Annotated in this window: 20 protein-coding genes; 16 read left to right on the top strand and 4 right to left on the bottom strand. The window is 70.9% G+C overall.

The features are described 5' to 3' along the window. Positions 1–6: 6 nt before the first annotated feature. Positions 7–2,907, bottom strand: coding sequence for a PQQ-dependent sugar dehydrogenase (locus Aple_RS12970; RefSeq protein ID WP_170321443.1), 2,901 nt, complete (start codon positions 2,905–2,907; stop codon positions 7–9). Between the two features lie 184 nt (positions 2,908–3,091). Then, positions 3,092–4,015 carry a sugar phosphate isomerase/epimerase family protein gene (locus tag Aple_RS12965; RefSeq protein WP_155344796.1) on the bottom strand — a complete coding sequence of 308 codons (924 nt, stop codon included), beginning with the start codon at positions 4,013–4,015 and terminating at the stop codon, positions 3,092–3,094. Between the two features lie 453 nt (positions 4,016–4,468). On the opposite strand from Aple_RS12965, the gene Aple_RS12960 reads away from it, so the two are divergent. From Aple_RS12960 to Aple_RS12925, 8 genes are read left to right on the top strand one after another with little or no spacing between them, the layout of a single operon-like run. Next, positions 4,469–5,455: a glycoside hydrolase family protein gene (locus Aple_RS12960; protein ID WP_155344795.1), complete on the top strand. Its 987-nt coding sequence runs from the start codon at positions 4,469–4,471 to the stop codon at positions 5,453–5,455. A gap of 20 nt (positions 5,456–5,475) precedes the next feature. Further along, a complete protein-coding gene (locus tag Aple_RS12955; RefSeq protein ID WP_218038299.1) occupies positions 5,476–6,333 on the top strand; it encodes an ABC transporter permease in 858 nt (285 codons plus the stop codon). Further along, positions 6,333–7,130, top strand: a complete 798-nt coding sequence (locus Aple_RS12950) for an ABC transporter ATP-binding protein (RefSeq protein WP_155344794.1) — start codon at positions 6,333–6,335, stop codon at positions 7,128–7,130. The genes Aple_RS12955 and Aple_RS12950 overlap by 1 nt, the downstream gene beginning before the upstream one ends. Next, entirely contained in the window at positions 7,127–8,158 is a 1,032-nt protein-coding gene (locus Aple_RS12945) for an aliphatic sulfonate ABC transporter substrate-binding protein (protein WP_155344793.1), read from the top strand. Before Aple_RS12950 ends, Aple_RS12945 begins: the two co-directional genes overlap by 4 nt. Next, positions 8,155–9,213: a Gfo/Idh/MocA family protein gene (locus Aple_RS12940; protein WP_170321442.1), complete on the top strand. Its 1,059-nt coding sequence runs from the start codon at positions 8,155–8,157 to the stop codon at positions 9,211–9,213. Before Aple_RS12945 ends, Aple_RS12940 begins: the two co-directional genes overlap by 4 nt. Before the next feature lie 31 nt (positions 9,214–9,244). Continuing rightward, entirely contained in the window at positions 9,245–10,369 is a 1,125-nt protein-coding gene (locus tag Aple_RS12935; RefSeq protein WP_170321441.1) for an ROK family transcriptional regulator, read from the top strand. Positions 10,370–10,379: 10 nt separating this feature from the next. Next, on the top strand, positions 10,380–10,730 hold the full coding sequence (locus tag Aple_RS12930; protein ID WP_246264421.1) for a YidH family protein: 351 nt from the start codon (positions 10,380–10,382) through the stop codon (positions 10,728–10,730). Continuing rightward, complete coding sequence (locus Aple_RS12925) at positions 10,727–11,065, top strand: DUF202 domain-containing protein (RefSeq protein ID WP_170321440.1); 339 nt, start codon at positions 10,727–10,729, stop codon at positions 11,063–11,065. Before Aple_RS12930 ends, Aple_RS12925 begins: the two co-directional genes overlap by 4 nt. Here Aple_RS12925 and Aple_RS12920 read toward each other — a convergent pair whose 3' ends face one another. Both Aple_RS12920 and Aple_RS12915 read right to left on the bottom strand, forming a co-directional pair. After that, a complete protein-coding gene (locus Aple_RS12920) occupies positions 11,066–11,980 on the bottom strand; it encodes a formylglycine-generating enzyme family protein (protein WP_155344789.1) in 915 nt (304 codons plus the stop codon). Between the two features lie 15 nt (positions 11,981–11,995). After that, positions 11,996–12,175: a hypothetical protein gene (locus Aple_RS12915; protein WP_155344788.1), complete on the bottom strand. Its 180-nt coding sequence runs from the start codon at positions 12,173–12,175 to the stop codon at positions 11,996–11,998. Positions 12,176–12,336: 161 nt separating this feature from the next. Between Aple_RS12915 and Aple_RS12910 the strand changes: the two genes are divergently transcribed. The 8 genes from Aple_RS12910 to Aple_RS12875 all read left to right on the top strand — a co-directional run bounded on the left by Aple_RS12910 (position 12,337) and on the right by Aple_RS12875 (position 23,127). Beyond that, entirely contained in the window at positions 12,337–13,512 is a 1,176-nt protein-coding gene (locus tag Aple_RS12910) for an ROK family transcriptional regulator (RefSeq protein ID WP_155344787.1), read from the top strand. 31 nt (positions 13,513–13,543) lie between these two features. After that, a complete protein-coding gene (locus Aple_RS12905) occupies positions 13,544–15,415 on the top strand; it encodes a sulfatase family protein (RefSeq protein ID WP_246264419.1) in 1,872 nt (623 codons plus the stop codon). Positions 15,416–15,543: 128 nt separating this feature from the next. Next, complete coding sequence (locus Aple_RS12900; RefSeq protein WP_155344786.1) at positions 15,544–16,710, top strand: hypothetical protein; 1,167 nt, start codon at positions 15,544–15,546, stop codon at positions 16,708–16,710. Continuing rightward, positions 16,707–18,893 (top strand): serine/threonine-protein kinase, encoded by a 2,187-nt coding sequence (locus Aple_RS12895; RefSeq protein WP_155344785.1) that lies wholly within the window; start codon positions 16,707–16,709, stop codon positions 18,891–18,893. Before Aple_RS12900 ends, Aple_RS12895 begins: the two co-directional genes overlap by 4 nt. Then, positions 18,890–19,789, top strand: a complete 900-nt coding sequence (locus Aple_RS12890) for a PP2C family protein-serine/threonine phosphatase (RefSeq protein WP_246264418.1) — start codon at positions 18,890–18,892, stop codon at positions 19,787–19,789. The genes Aple_RS12895 and Aple_RS12890 overlap by 4 nt, the downstream gene beginning before the upstream one ends. Next, on the top strand, positions 19,786–21,075 hold the full coding sequence (locus Aple_RS12885; RefSeq protein WP_155344784.1) for a VWA domain-containing protein: 1,290 nt from the start codon (positions 19,786–19,788) through the stop codon (positions 21,073–21,075). Before Aple_RS12890 ends, Aple_RS12885 begins: the two co-directional genes overlap by 4 nt. 2 nt (positions 21,076–21,077) lie before the next feature. Continuing rightward, positions 21,078–21,722 (top strand): FHA domain-containing protein, encoded by a 645-nt coding sequence (locus tag Aple_RS12880; RefSeq protein ID WP_155344783.1) that lies wholly within the window; start codon positions 21,078–21,080, stop codon positions 21,720–21,722. A 1-nt stretch (position 21,723) separates the two neighbouring features. After that, positions 21,724–23,127 (top strand): GlnX family signal transduction membrane protein, encoded by a 1,404-nt coding sequence (locus Aple_RS12875; protein ID WP_155344782.1) that lies wholly within the window; start codon positions 21,724–21,726, stop codon positions 23,125–23,127. Positions 23,128–23,129 lie beyond the last annotated feature (2 nt).

The raw sequence follows: 23,129 nt of genomic DNA, 5'->3' as shown, positions 1-23,129 counted from the left end.
ATCAGGTTACGGCCGCAACGCCTGGGCGTCCCTGATGAGGACCGTCCGGACTTCGGCGTCGTGGACGTCGCGCTGGACGTCGCGGACGAAGCGGTCGATGTCGCGGCGGGCCCTGGGCGGGTCGTCAAGGTGGCCCGCGATCTTGTCGACCCTCTTGAGCAGGCTCTTCTTGGCCTTGTTGTCGATGGCGCCGTCCTGCGCGAACCGCGTGATCAGCTGCCGCAGACCGTCGAGGCTCGCCCGGGTCTCGAAGCGGGTGGTGCTGGTGGTGACGTTTCCGGCCTCGTCCTCGGCCCGGACCACCAGCTCGTGCTCCCCGAGCGGCAGCGTCCACAGCTCGAGGCTCGTGCCACTCTGGACGGCGTCGCCGTCGAGCGTCGCGGACGTGGTCACGACCTCGGTCTCGTCGTCGATGGCCGTCCACGAGATGGTCCGGGTCTCGGCGTCGCTGTAGACGGCGCCGTCCTCGACACCGGTCACCGCGACCTCAGGGGCCGTGACGTCGGCCGCGACGCCCTTTCCGATGAAGTCGATGGCGTCGATGTTGTACGCGTTGGCCTGCGCGGCGGTGAAGACCAGGTACAGCGTGTGGGTGCCGCTCAGCTGGATGACAGACGCCGGGGGCGTGTTCACGTACGTGGCGGCGCCGCCGGTGCCGGCGATCGGCGTGGTGGCGAGCAGTTCGCCGTTCGGCGCGCCCGCGCGCAGCTCGATCTGGCCGCCGCCGGTGCCCGCGACCCGGTAGCCGATCGCGTCGATGCCACTCAGGTTCATGCGGTCGAACGCGATCCAGTCGCCGGTCGAGATGCTCGCCACCCGGTAGGCGCCCTCGGCGGACGCGTCGTCACGCGATTCCGAGGTGCCGGACTGCGCACTGTAGTGCTCGGCCTGGCGGTGCTTGGGCTGCAGCATGATGTCGGTGGTCCCGATCAGGGCCGCGCTGCCCGGAGCTCCGTTGTCCTGGTATGTCGCGGTGGCGACGTAGAACATGTTGGCGTCCGCCCCATGGCCGGAGGCGGAGGTGGTGAACGTGCCCTCGCAGCCGTGCAGTTCCTCAAGAGGGTGAGCGTGGGCGTCGTGCCCGATGGCCGGTTGTACGACCACCCGGGAGCAGTCGATCTCCTGATCCTCGGCGTCGGTGACCGCCACCTGGTAACGAACCGTGTCGCCCTCACCGATGAAGCCGCCGTCCGGCGGAGTGACGAACTCGACCTGCGGGGCCGTGTTGCCGACCGTGACGGTCACGCTGGCCGAGCCGGTGCGGCCGGTCGGGTCGGTGACGGTCAGGACGGCCTGGTAGTTGCCGTTCTGGGCGTAGGTGTGGCTGGGGTTCTGCTCGGTGGAGTGGGCGCCGTCGCCGAAGTCCCAGCTGTAGGTGATCGTCTGCCCTTCGTCGGGATCGGCGGAACCGGCGCTGGAGAACGCCACCTGCAGGGGCGCGTTACCGCTGGCCGGTGCCGCAGTGGCCACGGCCAGCGGGGCGCGCTCGCCCGGCGGGGCGTACTCGATCCGGTAGATGCCGTCGTCCGGGTTGTTACGGCCGAAGCCGCGGCCCCACTCGGCGAGGTACATCGCGCCGTCCGGGCCGAAGGTCATGTCCATCGGGGCGTTGAAGACCATGTCGGGCAGGAACCGGGTGGCGTGCACCGGGCTGCCGTTCTCGTCGAGGTCCAGCGTCGCCAGGAAGTGCTTGCCCCACTCGTAGAAGATGGCCTTGCCGTCGTAGTACTCGGGGAACTTGCGGTCGGAGTCGAGGTCGGGGTCGTACTGGTAGACCGGTCCGGCCATCGGCGCGCCACCGGTGCCCAGCTCGGGGAAGTCGGGGTCCGGGGTGCTCGCGGAGTACGCGATCTCCGGTGCGGTCACCGCCGGTAGCTCGCGGATGCCGGTGTTGTTCGGCGACTCGTTCACGGGGTTGGCGCAGTCGAAGAGGGGCCCCGACTGGCTGGTGGCGAAGTCGTAGTCGTTGTAGGCGAGGTTCGGCCCGTGGCAGTACGGCCAGCCGTAGAAGCCCGGCTCGGAGACGGTCTGCCACTCGACGTGGCCCGCCGGGCCCCGGTTGGCGTTGGCCGCGTTCGCGTCGGGCCCGTAGTCGGCGACGAGGATGTCGCCGTTGTTCGGGTTGACCGCGATGCGGAAGGGGTTACGGAAGCCCATCGCGAAGATCTCCGGGCGCGTCTTCGCCGTGCCGGGGGCGAACATGTTCCCTTCGGGGATCGTGTATCCACCGGCGGCCGTGTCCGTGGGGGTGATGCGGAGGAGCTTGCCGCGCAGGTCGTTGCTGTTGGCCGACGAGCGCTGGGCGTCGAATTCCTCGCGGCCCGGGCGCTCGTCGATCGGGGTGTAGCCCGAGGACTCGTACGGCTGGGTGTCGTCCCCCGTGGACAGGATGAGGTTGCCGTCGAGGTCGAACTCGATGGAGCCACCGACGTGCGACGGCCGCGGCGGGAACGTGGTGGGGGCCGTGAGCAGCACGACCTCGCTGGCGGGGTCGACGGTGTCGCCGTCGATGTGGAAACGGGACAGCCGCTTCTCGGGCGCCTCGATGGCGGAGTAGTAGACGTAGAGCCAGCCGTTGGCGGCGAAGTCCGGGTCGAGGGCGATGCCTTGCAGGCCGCTTTCGCCCCGGGTGTCGACATTGATCGCCCCGGCGGTGAGGGTAGCGCCGGTGTCCGGCTTCCAGACGCGGATGCCGCCGGTGCGCTCGACGAAGAAGACGCGCCCGTCGCGGGCGACGGCGAGCGACATCGGCTGGGTCACGTCGGTGTTGAGCGGGACCTTCTGGAAGTTGGCCGCGGGTGGCGGCTCCAGGACCTCATGGCCGGGATGCGCCGCCGCCGGTAAGGAGACCGTGGCGGCGGCCAGCGCCCCAACCAGGAACGCGACAACTATTTGGGGGGGTTTCATGCTGTTCCTCTCGCTCGGACCTATGGGGGTCCGCGTGCTGGCGATTCGAGCGGTGCGACGTGTCGGCGCACGTCGCACCGCTCGGTTCACCGCGGCGCACCGGCGGTGCGGCATGTTCGGCGCACGCCGCACCAGCCCACCGCGGGGTATGGCACACCCGCTGCGACGGCGGGCGACGCGTTCGCTACTTGCCGCAGGTCAGGAAGCGGAAGCTGTCCTCGGCGGTCTCCCGGCTGGCGGGAGCGTTGTCCCGCTCGACGATGTACTGCTGCACGTGCGGCCGCGCGGCCTCCAGGATCGGGCCCCAGTTGAGCTCGCCCTCGCCGACGTCGGACGGCACGCCACGCTCGTCGCCGTTGAGGAAACCGTCCTTGATGTGGAGCAGTTCGATGCGCTTGCCGTACTTCCTGAGCAGGGCGGCGGTGTCCACACCGGCGTCCTCGGCCCAGAAGATGTCGACCTCGAACACCACGTACCGGGGGTCGGTGTTCTCCATCATGATCTGCCAGGCGCTCTTCAGCTCGCCCGTGACCGGGTCGGGGTACTTGGTGGTGAACTCCTGGGTGTGGTTGTGCCCGAAGATCTTGCCCACGCCCGCCTTCACCGACCGCTCGCCGAGCCGGTTGAGCGTCGCCGCGGTCGCGAGCGTGTCCTCGTAGCTGCCGATTCCGGGCGCGGCGAAGCCGCCGGAGCCCATGTAGCGCTGCTTGATGGTCTTGGCGTACTCGATCGTGGGGTCGAAGGTCGCCTCGTTGACGTTGCCCTGCCCGCTCGTCGCCTTGAGGTGGTGCTTCTTGAGCAGGGCCTTCAGCTCTTCCGCCGGGGTGTTGTAGGTGGCCACGTATGGCTGGACCTGCTTGTACCCGATATCGGCAAGTTCGGCGAACACCGCGTCCTGGCCGATCTGGGCGATCCAGTTGCGGTAGGTGTACAGCTGGAAAGAGATCTTCGAAGCGGGTACGGCCCGGTGCCCGCAGTCCTTGCGGTCACCGCCGGGGGACGCGGCGGCAGCGGGCGCGGCCAGCACGCAGGTGGCGGCCAGAGCCAGGGCGGCGCCGGCGGCGAGCCCCGCGCGGCGGCGACGCCGGACGGATGGTGTACGGGACATGGATCCTCCTGGTCATAAGGGCGTGTCGGAGTCGAGATCGGCGCCGGCTCGTCCGCGAACGGACCGTGGGCGCCAGACCGGCCGTCTGAGAGGGGTGTGACGGCAGGCAAGACGAGTTACTCCTTCACCGGGAGAAAGTAAGCAGGCAATTCGACCACGGTCAAGAGGTTGCCGCTTTGTTACGGCCAGATGAAGGCGGATGTCGTGGCCCGGTTCGCGTGCTCTCGTGGCCGGTCAGACCGTGGCAACCCGGGCGATCCCCCACCTCGTTTCTCACGGCACGACCTCAAAGCATCACCTAGCGTCATCGCGCCTGGCCTGCGAGACCAGGTTCACGCTGCGGAAATCTCGCGGCAACCCGTTGACAACGAACCGTCGGCTGTAGGAGTTTTTCCACGTGAGCAAAAAATGCGGCTCCACGCTGGATCAGACCAACGGGATGAGGAGTTGTTGATGTCCATTGCGACGGCGCGTATTGATCTGCCTCTGCGCCACCTGAATCCCCTGGATTCCACGGTGGTCTTGACCCCGGAGGCCGACGAGCCGGGCTACTGGATCGGCTGCGCGTCCGTGCTGCACGAGCCACTGCGCAACCGGTTCGTGCTGACCTACCGCCAGCGCCGTCCCCGCGGGCACGCGGGCGGCGACCGCGGTTACCGCTGTGCCGTCGCGGTCAGCGAGGACGGGGTCACCTTCACCGACGTGTGGTCGGTGAACAAGCGCGAGCTCGGCTCGCCGTCGATGGAGCGGTTCAGCGTCATCGCCGTCGACGGCGGCTACCAGCTTTACATCAGCTACGTCGACCCGGCCGACAACCGCTGGCGCATCGACCTGCTGGAAGCCCAGGACGTGGACGGTTTCGACATCGCCTCGCGCCGGGAGGTCCTGACCGCCGCCTCCACCGGGACGGAGGGCGTCAAGGATCCCTATGTCGTGCGGCGCGGCCCGGTGACGTACCTGATCGCCAGTTACGCGGCCGGTCTGCCGACCGCGGACGGCGCCACCGCCGCCCACGCCACCGCCGACATCTACAACGTGGGGGTGACCACCCACCCGACCGGCCTGGCCACCAGCGTGGACGGCCGCGAGTTCAGCTGGCACGGCGAGGTCCTGGGCGTCGGCGACGGCTGGGATCGATACCAGGCGCGGATCAACTCCGTGGTGGCGCTCGACGGGGGCGGCTACCTTGGCTTCTACGACGGCTCCGCCAGCCACCAGGAGAACTACGAGGAGCGGACCGGCCTCGCCGTGTCGCCCGACCTGTTCACCTGGCACCGCCTGACGCCGGACGGCCCGTGGACCGTCGCCCCCCACGCCACCGGATCGGTGCGCTACGTCGACGCCCACGTCATCGACGGCGAATGGTGGATCTACTTCGAGACGACCAGGCCCGACGGCGCGCACGAACTGCGGCTGGCCCGGCGCGCCGTGAGCGTCTGAGCACCAGAAGGAGCAGATCCATGTCCCCGAGTCCGGGTAAGCCGGTCCTGCAGAAAGCGCGACCGGCCACGCCGGAGCCCCCGGCGGCGTCCACCCCGGCGGCCCGGCCCAGGCGCGCGCGAGGCGGGCGCGCGGATTCCGTCGCCTGGATGTACGTGGCGACCTTCGTGCTGGGCATCGCCCTGTGGTGGATCGTGGCCGAGGTCACCGACAACGCGCTGGCCCCGAAGCCGCCGGACGTCGTGATCGCGCTCGGGGACGGCCTGCGCGAGGGCTGGCTGATCGACCACACGATCGCCAGCCTCGGCCGGGTCGCCGCGGGCTTCGTGCTCGGTGTGCTGCTGGCCATTCCGGCCGGTTTCCTCATGGGGTGGTATCGCGTCGCCCGCGGGATGCTTGAACCGTGGGTGCAGTTCTTCCGGACGGTGCCGCCCCTCGCGCTCATCCCCCTGGTGATCGTCTTCCTCGGGATCGGCGAGTCGGCGAAGGTGTTCGTCATCTTCCTGGCCGCGTTCCTGTCCTGCGTCATCGCCACTTTCCAGGGCGTACGCAACGTCGATCTGACCTACATCAACGCGGCACGGGTGCTGGGGGCCAAGGACGGGACGATCTTCGCCCGGGTGGTCATTCCGGCGTCCACGCCATACATCTTCGTCGGCATGCGGGTCGCGCTGGGTTCGTCGTGGGCGACCCTGGTCGCGGCTGAGCTGCTGGCGGCTCCCACCGGGCTCGGGCGCATGATGCAGAGCGCCCAGCAGTTCCTGCAGACCGACCGCATCGTCGTCGGCGTCGTGATGATCGGCACGCTGGGCTTCGCCATGGACCGGTTGCTGCTCATCGTCGAGCGCAGGCTCACCAGCTGGCAGGAGGTCCGCTGATGGACACGGTGATCTCGATCAGGTCGGTCAGCAAGACCTACGAATCCTCGCGCGGGCCGGTGACCAGCCTGTCCCAGGTCGACCTGGACGTGGCCCAGGGCGAGTTCGTGACGCTCGTCGGCCCGAGCGGGTGCGGCAAGAGCACCCTGCTGAACCTGGTCGCGGGACTGCTGCGGCCGACCACCGGTGAGGTGCTCGTCAACGGCGAGCCGGTCGAAGGCCCGGGACCGGACCGCGGCGTGATCTTCCAGCAGTACGCGCTCTTCCCCTGGCTCACCGCGCTCCAGAACGTCGAGTTCGGGCTGCGCCTGCAAGGGCTGAAGAAGAAGGAACGCCGCGAACGTGCCCAGCGCTATCTGGAGTTGGTCGGTCTTGGCGCCTTCGGGTCCTCGCTGCCGAAGGAACTCTCCGGCGGCATGAAGCAGCGGTGCGCGATCGCGCGCGCCTATGCCGTGCATCCGTCGCTGCTGCTCATGGACGAGCCGTTCGGCGCGCTGGACGCGCTGACCCGGGTGCAGATGCAGGACGACCTGCTCGCCACCTGGCAGCAGGAGCGGCGCACCGTGTTGTTCATCACCCACGATGTCGATGAGGCGGTCTATCTGGCCGGACGGGTGATCGTCATGAGCCCGGGCCCGGGCCGGATCAGCGACGTCATCGACGTTCCACTCGCCTATCCCCGCACCGAAGAGATGCGCCTCTCCCCCGAGTTCGCGGAGATCCGCGGCCGGGTGTGGCGCGGTGTGCACCACCCCCCTGCAGTAGCTACTCCTGTAAGTGAAGGAGCCCTCAAATGAAATTCAGAAACGCCACCGCGGCCCTGGTGGCCGCCGTCGGTCTGGTTCTGGCGGTAAGCGGTTGCGGCGGGGGTGACACGCCCGGCACCACCAGCGGCACTGACGGCGGCCGCGAACGTGTGAAACTCAACGTCGGCTATATCGATACCAGCATCAACGGTGTCGGCCTGATCTCCGTGGCGAACGATCTCAAGCTCTGGGACAAGGCCGGCATCGACGTCACGCTCACCCCCTTCACCAACGGGCCGACCCAGATCCAGGCGATGGCCGCCGGATCGCTCGACGTCGGCTATATCGGCGGCGGCGCCACCTGGATGCCGGCCTCGGGGCAGGCCGTCATCATCGCCCCGAGCGAGGCGACCTTCGGCGACTTCCTGCTGGCCTCGCCCGACTCCGGGGCGAAGACGGTGCAGGACCTGAAGGGCAAGCGGGTCGGCGTGCCGGACGGCGGCTCCGGCGAGATGATCCTCAACCTCGCGCTCACCAAGGCCGGCCTGACCGTGGATGACATCACGCGGGTGCCGCTCGACCCACCGGCGGTGGTGTCCTCGTTCGTGAGCGGGCAGATCGACGTGGCCGCGATCTTCTCGCCGCTGAGCGACCAGATCCGCGAGAAGGTGCCCGGCGCCGTCGTGCTCGCCAACAACCGCGACTTCCCCGAGACCACGTTCCTCGGGGCCTGGGTCGCATCGCCCGGCGCGGCGACCGGCAAGCAGGAGGAGGTGCGGCGCTTCCTGGAGGTCTACATCCAGGCCAACGACTACCGCAAGGCGAACCCCGCCAAGGCCGTCGAACTGGCCGCCGCCGCGTCCGGCGCCCCGGCCAACCAGCTGCAGGGCCAGGTCGACAACCTGCAGTGGTACACCTCGGACGAGATGCTCGCCGACAACGGCTCGGGCAAGACCCGGGAGCGGTACGCGGCGCTGCAGAAGCTGTTCCTGCAATTGGGCCGGCTTACCTCGGAGGCCCCCGTGGAGCAGTGGGTCAACGTCGACATGTTCGCCGCGGCCAAGGCGAGCCTGAAGTGAGCGCAGGTCCCGCGTCCGGGCCCCCGGTCCGGATCGGCATTCTCGGCGCCGGATTCGTGGCCGACCTCTACCTGCGGGCGCTCGAACACGTCCGCGGGCACGAGGTGACCGTCGTCTCCGGCAACGGGCCCGATCGCGCCAAGGCGCTGGCCGACCGGTTCGGCGTGCCCGCCGCCGTCACCGGTGTGCGGGATCTGGTCCGGCGCGAGGACGTGGACCTCGTCCTCGTCGCCGTACCGCATGACCTGCACGTCGAGGCCGTTACCGCGGCGGCCGAGGCCGGTAAGGCGGTGGTCTGCACGAAGCCGCTGGGCCGCGACGCCCGCGAGGCGCAGGCCTGCCTGGCGGCGGTCCAGCGCGCGGGCGTCTGGCACGGCTACGCCGAGACCGAGGTGTTCGCCCCCGGAATCGTCAAGGCCAGACAGCTCGTCGACGCCGGCGCGATCGGGCGGGTCACCTGGGTTCGCGCCCGGGAGGCCCACGGCAACCCGCACCCGCACGCGCGCGATGAGCGGCGCATGGGAGGCGGGCCGCTGCGGGGGCTGGGCTGCCACTGCGTCGCCATCGGCCGCTGGTTCCTCGACGGCGCCCAGCCGGCCGAGGTCATGGCGTGGGGCGATCGCCTCGTCCGGGACGACGTGACCGCCGAGGACAGCGCGGTCATGCTGGTGCGCTTCGACGACGGCAGGATGCTGCAGGTCGAGGTCGGCTGGACCCACGTGGCCGGGCTCGACGTACGCAACGAGATCCACGGATCGCACGGGTGGATCGGCACCGACGAGACGGGCAGCACCGGGGTGGTCGGCTTCACCGGCCGACCGGCCGGATACGTCGTCGAGAAGGCCGGCTCCGACCAGGGCTGGATCATCCCGGTGCCCGATGAACCGTGGACCTACGGGTACCACGCCGAACTCGCGCACTTCGTCGACTGTTTCCGGCGCGGGGTCGAGCCCCGGCAGACGTTGCGCGACGGCGTCATCGACAACGCCGTCATCGACGCCGGTTACCGCTCGATGGCCAGCCGCGGGTGGGAAGCGGTCACCCTGCCCGCATGATGCGCCGGTCATGAGTCAGGACGGGGGATCGATGCCACGACGCTCAGTCCTGCGAGCGTTGCGTGACCGCGGACCGCAGCCGCGCATCGAGCTGGCCCGCCGCCTCAATGTCTCGCCGACCACGGTGACCAAGGTGGTCTCGCGGCTCCTCGACGAGGGTGTGGTGACCGAATCCGGTGTCGAGGGGCCCGGTCTGCGGGTCGGCCGTCCGTCGATGCACGTCGCCCTGGTGCCGACGGCGGCCCACGTCGTCGGCGTCCAGGTGGGCGTCGGCACCGTGCACATCGGGTTGTGCGATCTGCTCGGGCGGCCCCGCCATCGGGCCCGGTTCGACTTCGACGCGGCGGGCACCGAGGCGACCGTGGTCCTGGGACGGCTGGTCGCCCACCTCGACGCGCTCATGCGCGAGGTGGGCGTCACGGCCGATGGCGTGCTCGGGGTGGGCGTGGCCGTGCCCGGAGCGGTGGATCGCCATCAGCGGCGGAACCTGTTGGCGCTCAACCTCGGCTGGCGCGACGTTGGGTTCAGCGACCATCTGGAGGCCACGCTGGGCATCCCGACCATTGTCGACCACAACGTCCGCGCGATGGCTTTGGGCGAGGCACGCCACGGCGGCCACGGGGACGCCGACCCGCTCCTGTACGTCTACGCGCGCACCGGCGTCGGCGCGGGCATCGTCATCGACGGCGCGCCGTTCCGCTCGGGTGCCCACGGCGTTTCCGAGCTGGGCCACATGCGCGTCAGCGACAACGGCCGCGCCTGCGCGTGCGGGGCCGACGGGTGCCTGGAGACCATCGTGTCGGAACCCCGGATCGCTGAGCGGCTCGCCTGCCTCGGCAGCCCTGCGGACGCGCCGCTCGCGCGCCTGGTCGCGCACGGCGACCCCCGCGCGATCGCGGCTGTCGACGACATCGTGGAGCACCTCGCGATCGGGCTCGCGTTCGCGGTGAACCTGCTCAACCCGCGGCTCATCGTGCTGGGCGGGATGTTCGACGACGCCCCCGATCCGATCATCGACCGGATCGAGGCCGCCGTGCACCGCAAGGCGTTTCCGGTGTTGCGGGAGGCCGTCCGGGTCGGCCGGTCGGTCCTGGGCGGCGACAGCGGCATCGTCGGCGGCGCGACGATCGCGCTCGACCGTTATTTCTACACATGAGAGGTGTGAGGTGAGGTTTCCGCGCTGGGTGTACGGGCGGGGCGCCGAACCGGATCCGCGGTTCAGCCTGGCCAACGAGCGCACCTTCCTGGCTTGGATCCGCACGTCGCTGGCCCTGGTCGCCGCCGGTGTCGCGCTGAAGGCGGTGCGGGTGCCGCTGGCATCCGGCTTTCAGGTGGTGTCCACGGTGTTGCTGGTGGCGCTGGGCCTGCTGGCTGCCGGTCAGGGGTGGCTTGGCTGGGTGCGCGCCGAGCGGGCGCTCCGGGAGAACCGGGCGTTGCCGGGTCCTTCACTCGGTGCCGTGGTCACCGTGGGGGTCGTCATCGCCGCCGGGCTCGTCGGCCTGGGCTTGCTGTTGTGAGCGGGCACGAGCCGTTCGACGCCGGGCTGCAGACCGAGCGAACGCTGCTGGCCTGGCGGCGCACCTCGCTGTCGCTCGCCGTGGGCAGCGCGGTCGCGGTGCGGGTGACGGTCGGCGGCCTCGATCTGCCCGCCGCGATGGCCGGCCTGGTCGCGCTGGCGCTGTCGGCCGTCGCCTGGCTGACCGCGACGTACAGGTACCGCCGGGCGCACCGGTCCCTCACCGGCGCGGAGCCCGCGCTGGGGCTCGGCGGGACGACCGTGACCGTCACGGCGGCGGCCACCATCCTGCTGGGGCTGTCGGCTCTGTTCCTGATGGTCTCGCCGTGGCCGTAGTCAGATCGATGCCGCACATCGGAAGCCGAGGTTGCCGGTGCTGGCGTCGGCCGTGTTGCGGGTGCGGGCGGCGACCCGGTAGCGGTTGCAGTAGGAGTCGTGGCACAGGTAGGAACCGCCGCGCATCGCCCATTCGCCCGCCTCCGTCGACGGCTCCCAAGGATCGGCCGACCATTCCCAGACGTTGCCGACCATGTTGAACAGGCCGTAGCGGTTCGGCGGGTACGCCGTCACCGGGCAGGTGCCGGCGTACCCGTCTGCCGCGGTGTCGTGGGACGGGAAGGTGCCCTGCCAGATGTTGCACAGGTGCCGTCCGCCCGGCGACAGGACGTCGCCCCACGGGTAGCGCGCCCGGTCGAGGCCGCCTCTGGCGGCGTACTCCCACTCCGCCTCGGTCGGCAGGCGGGTTCCCGACCACGCGCAGAACGCCAGGGCGTCGTGGTGGGAGACGTGCACGACCGGATGGTTCTGCCGGTCGGTCACATGCGACCCGGGGCCCTCCGGATGCCGCCACGAGGCCCCGTCGATCGCGATCCACCACGGTGTGCCGTCTGCGACGCCCCGCTGCGCCCGCCCCGGGGTGAGGAAGGCGTGGAAGACGTAGCTCCAGCCGATCACCTCCGCTGTCGTGCGGTAGCCGGTCCGTTTGGCGAACGTCGCGAACTGGGCGGTGCTCACCGCGGTCGGGGATATCGCGAAGGGCGCCACGGTGACGTCGCGCACCGGTCCTTCCCGGTCCTCCTGGTGGGCGTCCGGGTCTTCGCTGCCCATGGCGTACGAGCCACCAGGCAGCCGGACGAACCGGCGGCGGAGTCGCAGGCCGGCCTCCGGGTCGGCGTCGACCGCGCCCCGGGTGGCGGCCGGCGCGGCCCGACGCGCCGCCGGTCCGCAGCATGTGGGCGTCTGGTGTGCCATGGGCATCTCCGAAGTTCAGGCGGCGTCGATCAGTTGCCGGTAGGTCGCGAGCTGCGGGTCCCCGGTCCGGCGCATCCACTGCTCGGTGAAGCCTCTCCGGCGGCGCAGAACCGCCTGGACCGACGGACGGAATGGTGCCTGGGTCTGTTGATAACTCAGGGTTAGATATTTAAATTTCGGCGAGATGGTGGTCAATGGCCGTAACACAACCGTGACAAACTTAGGCGAGTCCTTGGGTCTGGGGCACGGGAGTAGGCGATTTTCACGACTAAATCACGATTATGTTACGACGGGTTGACGCGGCGGCGTTGCTGGCTATTACTTCGTAATCACTAGTTAGTAATTGGAGGACGGCGATGGCTGGGCGACGTACCCCCGTTCAGGACGTCCGGCGGTTGCACCGCGGTCTGGTCCTCCAGAGCCTGCGTGACGAGGGACCGCAGCCGCGCGCCGAGCTGGCGCGGCGGCTCGGTCTTTCCGCGACCACGATGACCAAGGTCGTCGGGCAGCTCCTCGACGAAGGCGTGGTCGCGGAGGGCGACCACGAGGGAGCCGGGCTGCGGGTCGGGCGGCCGTCCGTGCACATCCGGATCCAGCCGGACGCCCGGCGCGTGATCGGAGTCCAGGTCGGCGCGGGGTTCGTCCAGCTGGGACTCTGCGGGTTGACGGCACAGGTGGGGCATACCGCCGCGTTCACGTTCGGCATGTCGGACCAGCCGGAACGGGTGGTGGCCCGGATCGCGGACGCCGCGACCGACCTGCTGGCCCGCGCGGGAGTGCCGCGCGACCAGCTGCTCGGCATCGGGGTGGCCGCGCCGGGCCCGGTCGATCCGGCCCACCGCCGGAACGTGCTGTCGGTCAACCTCGGCTGGCGGGACGTGCCGTTCAGCGACATCCTGGAGCGGGAGCTCGACGCCCCCACGGTCGTCGACCACAACGTGCGGTCGATGTCACTGGCCGAGGCCCGCTACGGGAACGCCCGCGGCGTGGACCCCCTGCTGTACGTCTATGTGCGCACCGGTGTCGGCGCGGGTGTCGTCATCGGCGGCAAGCCGTTCCGGTCGGGCACCTACGGGGTCACCGAGCTCGGCCATCTCCGGGTGGTCGAGAAGGGCCGCCGGTGCGCGTGCGGCGCGATCGGCTGCCTGGAGACCGTGGTGTCGGAGCCGTACCTGGTCGAGCAGCTGTCGACGATCGCCGGGCAGGCGTCGTCGCGGCCGATGCGGGATCTCGCCGCCCTCGCCGACGGCGGCGACGAACGCGCGCTGGCCATCCTGGAGGACCTGGTCGACCATCTCACCACCGCGCTCGCGAGTGCCGTCAACCTGCTCAACCCCGAGCTGATCCTGCTCGGCGGAATCTTCGACGACGCGCCCGCGAGCGTGCTGGACAAGGTCAGAGCCGCTCTGCACGACAAGGCCTTCCCCATTCTGCGCGAGGTGGTCAGGGTCGACCGCTCGACGCTCGGCATCAACGCCGGCGTGATCGGCAGCGCGGCCGTCGCCCTCGATCGCCTCTTCTACAACCCCTAGGTTGCTCTCGTTCCGCGATCGGAGACGTCCCTTGGAACCACAACGCCTCTCCCGCCGAAGCCTGCTGGCGACCACCGGTGCGGCCGTCACGGCGGCCGCGATGCCGGGACTGGCCCGGGCCGAGGGGAGCTCTCCCGGCCGCCCCAACATCCTCTGGCTGGTCAGCGAGGACAACAACCCCTACATCGGGGCGTACGGCGACAGCCTCGCCCAGACGCCGACGATCGACGCCCTCGCCCGCGACGGGGTGCGCTACCGCAACGCGTTCTCCACCACGCCGGTCTGCGCGCCGTCCCGGTTCGCCATCATCACCGGAGTCTGCCCGGAGCGGATCAGCCCCGCGGAGAACATGCGGGCGAGCAGCACGCTGCCCGGCTTCATGCGCGGCTTCCCCGAGTACCTGCGCCAGGCGGGCTACTACTGCGCCAACAACAGCAAGACCGACTACAACACGACCATCGACATGGCGGCCACCTGGGACCAGAGCAGCGGCTCCGCGCACTGGCGCAACCGGCCCTCCGGCGCGCCGTTCTTCGCCGTCTTCAACTACATGACCACGCACGAGTCGCAACTCTTCGCCGCCACCGACGGCCCGACCGACCCGGACGCCGTCCGGGTGCCGGCATACCTACCGGACACCCCTGGCATCCGCCGCGACCGCGCCCACCAGTACGACCGCATGGCCGCCATGGACGCGCAACTCGCCGCCAGGCTCGCCGAACTCGACGCCGACGGCCTCACCGAGGACACGATCGTCTTCTACTACGGCGACAACGGCGGCGTGCTGCCGTGGAGCAAACGCCACGCCCGCGACGACGGCCTCCGGGTCCCGCTTATCATCAGGTTCCCTCGCAAATGGGCCCATCTGGCACCGGCCAGGCCGGGTTCGGTCCTCGACGCACCGGTCACGCTGATGGACCTCGGCCCGACGGTCCTCGCCCTGACCGGGCTCTCCGTCCCGGACCACGTCGACGGGCAGGTGCTCGCCGGTTCCCGGCGCGGCCGTCCGCGGACGTACGCGTTCGGCGGGCGGGCCAGGATGGACGAGCGGTATGACCTGGTGCGTACGGTCTCCGACGGCCGGTTCCGCTACATCCGTAATTACGTGCCCCAACGGCCGTACGGCCAGGTGAACGCCTACGCCTGGCAGCTCAAGAGCTATCAGGACTGGCACCGGGCCCACCTGGCCGGCACGCTCGACGAGGTCCAGGAACGGTTCTGGCGGGAACGGCCCGCCGAAGAGCTCTACGACACCCACACCGACCGGGACGGGCTGCGCAATCTCGTCGACGACCCACGTCACCGGGGTCACCTGAACCGGCTCAGGCGGGCCCTCGACGACCACATGATCGAGGTCAACGACAACGGGTTCATCCCGGAGGGCTCGCCCGCGGAAGGGTACGAGAACTCCAGGGTCCCCGGCGCCTATCCGCTGCGCCGCGTCAAGAACCTCGCCGACAGGGCGATCACCCGGGACCCGGGGAACGCCCGCCACTTCGTCCGCGAGCTCGCCGGCGACAACGAGATCATGCGATTCTGGGCGGCCCAGGGTCTCCTGATGCTCGGCGCGGGATGCGGCACGTACCGCCAGCAGATCGAGCAGTGCTGGGACACCGAGCAGTCCCCGCACGTCAAGGTGGTGCTCAGCGAGCTGCTCAGCAAGCTCGGCTCCGACCGCCCGGCCGTCACCTGGCTCACCGACACCCTGGACAACCACCAGAACATCCGTGTCCGGCTGCAGGCGGTCAACGCCCTGACCTACCTGGGCGCCGCGGCGCTGCCCGCGCTGCCCGCCCTGGACCGCGCCGTCGCCGGCTCCGACCAGTTCCTGCGCAACTGCGGCCGCTACCTCGGCCTGGTCCTGCGCGGCGAGTACACACCAGAGACCCAGCTGTTCATCTAGACCACCGACCGGCGGGGGGTGTAGCGCGCGAATCCCGAAATTGTGTAAAGAATGGGTGATAACAATCTTGTCCATTCCACGCTGGGGGCGCAGCAACGTTGGCCATGCCGAGGGCCGGGGGCCCGCCGATGCGCATCGAAGAAGTCGACTTCGCGCTGCGTCGCCGTGCCGAGGAACGGGACAGGATCTCGGGCGACCTGCTCGACCTCGACTCGCACCCGGGTTACCAGCTGCTCAACGGGGCGCGGCTGACCGGGGAGACCCGGCGCCGCTGGGACGAGGCACAGGCCAGAGCGGTGACCCTGTGGTGGTTGTTCGACGCCTACCGGGGAGCGCTCGATCGCGCGCAGGAGCTCAGGGCCGCCGGTAAGCCTGACCTGGCCGCGCTGACCGGCCTGCTCACCGGCCCGTCGGTGGAGCTGAAGCCGGAGAACGTGCCCGTCGAGAAGCGGTCGCTGCTGCGGGCCGCGGGCGAGTGGATCACGCTGGACACGGTGGTGGCGCGGATGGACGCCGCCTACCGCGACGTCGCCGAGACGGTCGCGGCCGCGGACGACGCCTGGAGCGCGCTGCTCCCGAGGCTCGACGAGGCTGATGCCGCCCGCAGCTCCGCTCAGGACCTGCTGCGCGACCTGGACGGCGGCGACCCGGATCTGGACCGCATCGGCGCCGGGATCGACCGGATTCGCGCGGCGGTCAACGCCGACCCGCTCGGCTCGGCTGCCTCCGTCGGCGAGCTCGATGGATTGCTTGCCGACCTCACCGCCCGTCGCGGGCTGCTGGAGCAGGCCGCCCGGATCCGAACGGAGTACGGCGACCGGGTCCGCCACCTCGGCGACCGCGTCGCGCAGGTCGCCGAGGCCGAGCACGAGGCTCGCTCGATCCGGGACACGGTGCTCGCCAAGATCGCCTCACCCGCGCTGCCGGCGCTGCCGGCCCAGGCCGCCGTGTTGCTGGATCGGCTGGGCGCGCTGGATACGACCCGCGACCGCTGGCTGGAGCTGGCCGAACGGCTGACCGAGCTGGAGCGGGCCGTGGACGACGCGCTGGAGCTGGCGCGGACCGCGACCGAATCGATGGCGGGCCTCATCGGCCGTCGCGACGAGCTGCGCGGCCGGCTGCAGGCCTACCACGCCAAGGTGGTCCGGCTCGGGCACGCCGAGGACGCCGCGCTCGGCGCGCTGTACGGCGAGGCCCGAGCCCTGCTCTGGACGGCACCGTGCGACCTGCGGCAGGCGACCGTCGCCATCGCCGCCTACCAGCGGGCGATCAGCCGGATCGGAGTGGCAGGGTGATCAAATGCGCCCAGCCGGGCTGCGGCGGCACGGTGGAGGACGGGTACTGCGACCTCTGCGGCCTGGCCCCACAGGCAGACCCGGCGCCGCCCTCGGCACCGCTGACCAGGCCATCCGTCCGGCTCGACATGTCGGGTACGGCCAGCACCGGAAGCAGCCGGTCGAGCCGCAGGTCGAGCCGAGGCCATCTCGGGATGGGCCTGGTCGAGGTGCCGGCCGTGCCGTACCGGGACCCGGCCGGGGTGGTGCTGGCCGACGCCCAGGTGCCGGAGGACCGGCGTTTCTGCGGCAATCCCGACTGCGGCCAGCCGGTGGGCCGCCGCAGAGGTGACCAGCCGGGGCGGACGGAGGGGTTCTGCCCGCACTGCGGCTGGCGGTTCTCGTTCACGCCCAAGCTCGCCGAGGGCGACCTCGTCGGCGGGCAGTACGAGGTCAAGGGCTGCCTGGCGCACGGTGGTCTCGGCTGGATCTACCTGGCGGCCGACCGGAACCTGGAGGGCCGGTGGGTGGTCCTGAAGGGGCTGCTCGACACCGGGGACGTGGAGGCGCTGGCCGCGGCGGAGGCCGAGCGGCGTTTCCTCACCGCGATGGACCATCCGAACATCGTGAAGATCTTCAACTTCGTCACCCACCCCGATCCCGGCACCGGGACGATGGTGGGCTACATCGTGATGGAGTACATCGGCGGCGCGTCGCTCCAGGAGATGCTGCGCGCGCGGCTGCGGGAGAGCGACAACCGCGAGGCTCTCCCGATCGCCCAGGTCATCGCCTACGGGCTGGAGATCCTCAAGGCCTTCGGCTACCTGCACGATCAAGGCCTGCTGTACTGCGATCTGAAGCCGGCCAACGTCATCCAGGTGGAGGAGCAGCTCAAGCTCATCGACCTCGGCGCCGTGCGGCGGATCGACGACGCGGACAGCTCGATCTACGGGACGGTCGGATACCAGGCGCCGGAGATCGCCGCCGACGGTCCTTCGGACTCTTCCGACCTTTACACGGTGGGGCGCACGCTCGCCGTGCTGAGCTTCCCGTTCAGTCCCGTCAGCGGCGGTTCCGCCGCTCCGCTGCCGGCGATCGACCAGAAGTACGAGTCCTACCGCCGGTTCCTGGAACGGGCAACCGACGCCGAGCCCGCCCGCCGGTTCCAGAACACGGCGGAGATGTCCGACCAGCTCGTCGGCGTGCTCAGGGAAGTGCGCGCCGCGGAGGAGGGCGCCCCGCACCCCGCGCAGTCCAGAATGTTCGGCCCGGAGCGGCAGGTCGTCGGCACCGAGCTCGCCCCGGCTGCCACGGGGCAGGTCTTTGGCCCGCTCGACCGCCTCGACGCCGTGTCCGCGCTGCCCGTGCCCCTGGTGGATCCGCTCGACCCCGCCGCCGGCCTGCTCGGGGGCCTCACGTCGGGAAATCCCGACGAGCTGGTCGCGGTGCTCGAATCCGCCCCTGCCACCCCGGAGGCCACGCTCGCGCTGATCAGGGTGCTCAGCGAACTCGGCCGTCCGGTCCCGGACCAGCTGCTCGCGAACGCCACCGGGCAGTTGCCGGGAGACTGGCGGATCTGGTGGTATCGGGGGATCGGGCAGCTGGCCTCGGGGGACCCGGACGAGGCGGCGCGCATCTTCGACGGGCTCTACTCGTGGCTCCCCGGCGAGGCCGCGCCCAGGCTGGCCCTCGCGTTCGCCCTCGAAGCCGGCGGAGCGAGCCAGGAGGCTGAACGCCACTACGCGGCCATCTGGCAGACCGACCGGTCCTATGTGAGCGCCGGCTTCGGCCTGGCCAGGCTCCGGCTGGCGGCGGGCGACCGCGCCGGGGCGACCACCGGCCTGGACGAGGTGCCCGCGACCTCCATCCACCGCACCGCGGCACAGGCGGCCGCGGTGGCGGCGGCCGTACGAGGACAGGACCCCGCCGAAGGCGAGCTCGTCGCCGCGGGCGAGCGGCTGCGGAACCTGAAGCTCGACGGCAGGGACCGCGACGGACTCCTCTCGGAGGTGCTGCGGAGCGCCCTCGGCCAGGCCGCCTTATCCGGGCAGGCGACGCTGCTGGGCACCCCGCTGCACGAGAAGGGCGTGCGCGCCGAGCTGGAGCGCGTCTACCGGGCGCTGGCCAGATCGGCGCGATCCACCGCGGAACGGCGCGACTTCGTCGATCTGGCCAACTCCGTACGCCCGAGGACGTTGTGGTGAGCGGCGCCTGCCCCGCCTGCGAGACGCTCGTCCTGGCGGGCGAGGCATTCTGCGAGCAGTGCGGCCACGCCCTGGGAGCCGCCGCCTGTACCGCGTGCGGTTCTGCGGCGGTCGGGGCCGACGGCTACTGCGAGAACTGCGGCATGCTCCAGCCCTCCGGCCGCGACCACGTCGAGATCGAGCTGGCGGTCGCGGCCGGGGTGAGCGACCGCGGCCTGCGCCACAGCCGCAACGAGGACGCCATGGCCCTGACGGCGGCGGACACGGTGGCCGTGGGAGTGGTCTGTGACGGGGTGTCCACCTCGCCGCGCCCGGAGGAGGCGTCCCAGACCGCCGCCGACACCGCCGCGGCCGCCCTCGCCAAGCAGCTGGGGGAGGGAGCCGACCCCGAGACCGCGACCCGGGAGGCGGTCCGGCTCGCCGCCGAAGCCGTCGCCGCCCTGGCCGAACCGGGCGAGGACGCGCCCGCCTGCACCTACGTGTCGGCGGCGGCCGGCAGGCGGCAGGTCACGATCGGCTGGGTGGGCGACAGCCGGGCCTACTGGCTCGGAACCGGGTCCGACCTGCTGACCGGTGACGACGCGACCCCGGGGACGCACATGCTGACCGCCTGGCTGGGCGCGGACGCGGGCCAGGTCGTGCCGCACATCCGCACGTTCACCCCGGACGGGCCTGGCGTGGTCCTGCTGTGCAGCGACGGCCTGTGGAACTACTACCCCGAGCCGGCGGCGCTCGCCGCCGTCGCCCTGAACGCCACCCCCCGCGCGGCGGCCCAGCGGCTCGTACGGCTCGCGCTGGAGGCCGGGGGACACGACAACATAACCGTCCTGGTGATCCCTTTCGGACAGGGCGAGCAGGCCGAGACCACCGTGGTCTTCCCGAAGGAGCAGCAGTGACCGACTTCACCTTGCGCGTGGATCAGAACAAGTACCTTCCGGCGGGAAGCGAGGATGTGCACGCGATCGTCACGGTCGAGGCGAGCGGCCCGATCGAGCGTGCCCCCGCGGTCGCGGCCGCCGAGATCATCATCGTGGACGCCTCCGGCTCGATGTCGTACGACAAGATCGTCGAGGCGAGGAAGGCCGCGCAGGCCGCCATCGACACCCTCCGCGACGGCGTGCACTTCGCGGTCATCGCGGGCACCCACGAAGCCGACATCGTCTTTCCCGACCGCGCGATGCTGGCGCCGGCGACCCCGCAGAGCAGGCGCGCCGCCAAGGAGGCCGTCGGCCGGCTGGTGGCCGGCGGGGGGACCGCGATGGGCCGGTGGCTGCGGTGCGCCGCCGACCTGTTCAGCGAGTACCAGCGGGCCTACCCCGGCGCGATCAAGCACGCCATCCTGCTGACGGACGGCAAGAACGAATACGAGCGCGCTCCTGAGTTCGCCGCGAACCTGTCGTACTGCACGGGGAAGTTCGTCTGCGACTGCCGTGGCGTGGGCGTCGACTGGGTGGTCGCCGAGCTTCGCCAGATCGCCTCCACCCTGCTCGGCAGCGTGATGGACATCCGGCGGCCCGAGGACCTGGAGGCCGACTTCCGGGCGATGACCCAGGCGGCGATGGGCAAGACGGTCGCGGACGTGGCGCTGCGCCTGTGGCGGCCGAGGGCGGCGACGCTGAACTTCGTCAAGCAGGTCTCGCCCGCGCTGGAGGACCTGACCGGCCGCCGCACCGAGGTGGACGAGCTGACCGGCGACTACCCCACCGGAGCCTGGGGCGGTGAATCCCGCGAGTACCACATCAGTCTGCGGGTGCCCGTCGGGAACGTCGGCCAGGAGATGCGCGCCGGCCTGGTGCGGCTGGTCCTGCCCGACTCCGGGGAGGTGCTGGCCAAGGGGAACATCCTGGCGCAGTGGAGCGACGACCCCGTCCAGTCGACCCGCATCAACCCCCGGGTGGCCCACTACACCGGCCAGCAGGAACTCGCCTCGCTCATCCAGGAGGGCCTGCAGGCCCGCAACGACGGCGACCTGGACACCGCGACCGCCCGGCTCGGCAAGGCCCGCGGCATCGCCGAGAAGGCCGGCAACGAGGAGACCGCCAAGCTGCTCGACAAGGTGATCGAGGTCGACCCTGAGACGGGAACCGCGCGCCTCCGGCGGGACGTTGACAAGGCGGACGAGATCGCGCTCGACACCCGATCGGTCCGCACCGTCCGGATGCGCAAGGACCCGGAGGCCTGAGCATGGCGATCTGTCCGGAAGGGCATGACTCCGCGGACGAGGAGTACTGCGACGTCTGCGGCGCGCTGCTCGCGGGCGCCCCTTCGGCTCCGGCCGTCCGCCCCGACGCCGACCAGCTGGACGACTGTCCCGACTGCGGGGCGCCACGTGGCGGGCGATTCTGCGAGAGCTGCGGTTACGACTTCGTCCTCGGCGGCGGGAGCCGGACCTCCGCCCCGTCCACCCCGTCCACCCCGTCCACGGCGGCCTCCGCGTGGGTCGCGGTGATCGCGGCGGACCGTGGCCACTACGAGATGATGATCGCGCAGGGCGGCCCCGACGCGGCGCGGGTCGCGTTCCCGCCGTACTGCCCGGAGCGGCGGGTGCCCCTGGCCGGGCCCGAGGTCAGGATCGGGCGGCGCAGCAAGTCGCGGGCGCTGGCCCCCGAGATCGACCTGGCCGGCCCGCCCGAGGATCCCGGCGTCTCCCACCTGCACGCGGTGCTGCTCGCCCAGCCCGACGGGACGTGGGAGCTCGTCGACCCCGGATCCGCCAACGGAACCCTGCTCAACGGCAAGCTGGTGGAGCACAACGCGCTGCTCCCGCTCGGCGACGGGGACCGCATTCACGTCGGCGCGTGGACCAGCATCACGGTGCGGAAGGGCTGAGATGGCCGTAGTCACCCCAACCGCCGACGGCTCCGCGCTCGTTCCTACGCCGCGGCTGCGAACGGTTCCCGGGCGGATCCGCGCCGGGGCCGGCGTCGCCGTCCTCGCCGTCGGCCTGCTGTCCGCGCTGATGGCCGTGGGCCTGGGACACGCTGAGGACGGGCTGCGGTCGATCGGGCACACAGCCGGCCCGCAGGTGGTGGCCACCGCCGACCTGTACTTCGCGTTGAGCGACATGGACACCCAGGTGGCCACCGTGCTGCTGGCCGGCGACGAGAGCGGGACCGGCCGCCAGGCCGCGCTGGATCGCTACGACCAGCGCCGCGCGCAGGCCGGCAGCGCCGTGCTGCAGGCCGCCGACCTGGCTCGCGGCGACGCGACGGGGCAGATGACCGTGCGGGCAGTGCTCGACGGGCTCGGCCGCTACGAGCGGCTCGCGGCGCGCGCCCTGCTCCTGGACGAGCAGGCCCGGCATGCCCCAGGACCACCCTCGCGGCCGGCTCTCGACGTCTACCGCCAGGCCACTGACTTGATGCGGTTGGACCTGCTGCCCAAGGCGTACAACCTCACGCTCGACAGCGGAACCATCGTCAGGCACGCGTACGCGGACGAGTCGTCCGCCGTGCTGGCAGGCCGGTTCTGGGTGGCGCTCGGCGGGGCGCTCGTGGTGGCCGTCCTGGTCGTGTTGCAGGTCTTCCTGGCCCGCAGGTTCCGCCGGGTGATCAACCCGGCGCTGCTGGCGGCCACCGTCGTCGTCGGCGTGCTGACCGTCGCGGGAGTGCTCGTCCTGCAGCGGGCCTCCGACGAGCTGCGTACGGCCAAGGAGGACGGTTTCGACTCGGTTCTCGTGCTGTCCCGGGCACGCGCGATCGGAAACAGCCTGCACGGTGACGAGAGCAGGTATCTGCTCGACCCGCAGCGGGCGGACACCTACGAGCAGGTATACCTGGACAAGTCACAGTCGGTGCTCTACGTCCCCGGCGGGAACCTGGACAAGTACTACGCCGCGGTGGACCTCAGCGTCGCCGCCTTCCCCGGCAAGGCGGACTTCCTCGGTTTCTACGGCTCGGAGGCCGACCGCGTCACCCTGCCCGGCCAGCGCGAGGCACTGGCCAAGGTGCTCACGCATTACCAGCAGTTCCAGCAGGGTGACCGGCAGATGCGGCAGTTCGCCACAACCGGCAAGGACAGGGACGCCGTACGGGCGGCCACGGGCACGTCGTTCGGGGCCTACGACGGTGCTCTGGTCGAGCTGACCGCGCTGCACCGCCAGGCGTTCGACGCCGCCGTGGCGGCGGGCGACCGTGCCCTCGACGGCTGGAACCTGCTGCTGCCGGGGGCGGCGCTCGCCGCCGCCCTGTTGATCCTGGTCGGAGTCCGGCCCCGGCTCGCCGAATACCGGTGAAG

The organism is Acrocarpospora pleiomorpha (assembly GCF_009687885.1).
GTDB classification, from domain to species: domain Bacteria; phylum Actinomycetota; class Actinomycetes; order Streptosporangiales; family Streptosporangiaceae; genus Acrocarpospora; species Acrocarpospora pleiomorpha.
This window is presented reverse-complemented; position numbering and strand designations above follow the sequence as displayed.

Coding starts and splice junctions, on each gene's coding strand:
- Aple_RS12970 (WP_170321443.1), bottom strand. CDS start 2,907: ATGAAACCCCCCCAAATAGTTGTCGCGTTCCTGGTTGGGGCGCTGGCC.
- Aple_RS12965 (WP_155344796.1), bottom strand. CDS start 4,015: ATGTCCCGTACACCATCCGTCCGGCGTCGCCGCCGCGCGGGGCTCGCC.
- Aple_RS12960 (WP_155344795.1), top strand. CDS start 4,469: ATGTCCATTGCGACGGCGCGTATTGATCTGCCTCTGCGCCACCTGAAT.
- Aple_RS12955 (WP_218038299.1), top strand. CDS start 5,476: ATGTCCCCGAGTCCGGGTAAGCCGGTCCTGCAGAAAGCGCGACCGGCC.
- Aple_RS12950 (WP_155344794.1), top strand. CDS start 6,333: ATGGACACGGTGATCTCGATCAGGTCGGTCAGCAAGACCTACGAATCC.
- Aple_RS12945 (WP_155344793.1), top strand. CDS start 7,127: ATGAAATTCAGAAACGCCACCGCGGCCCTGGTGGCCGCCGTCGGTCTG.
- Aple_RS12935 (WP_170321441.1), top strand. CDS start 9,245: ATGCCACGACGCTCAGTCCTGCGAGCGTTGCGTGACCGCGGACCGCAG.
- Aple_RS12920 (WP_155344789.1), bottom strand. CDS start 11,980: ATGGCACACCAGACGCCCACATGCTGCGGACCGGCGGCGCGTCGGGCC.
- Aple_RS12910 (WP_155344787.1), top strand. CDS start 12,337: ATGGCTGGGCGACGTACCCCCGTTCAGGACGTCCGGCGGTTGCACCGC.
- Aple_RS12900 (WP_155344786.1), top strand. CDS start 15,544: ATGCGCATCGAAGAAGTCGACTTCGCGCTGCGTCGCCGTGCCGAGGAA.
- Aple_RS12880 (WP_155344783.1), top strand. CDS start 21,078: ATGGCGATCTGTCCGGAAGGGCATGACTCCGCGGACGAGGAGTACTGC.
- Aple_RS12875 (WP_155344782.1), top strand. CDS start 21,724: ATGGCCGTAGTCACCCCAACCGCCGACGGCTCCGCGCTCGTTCCTACG.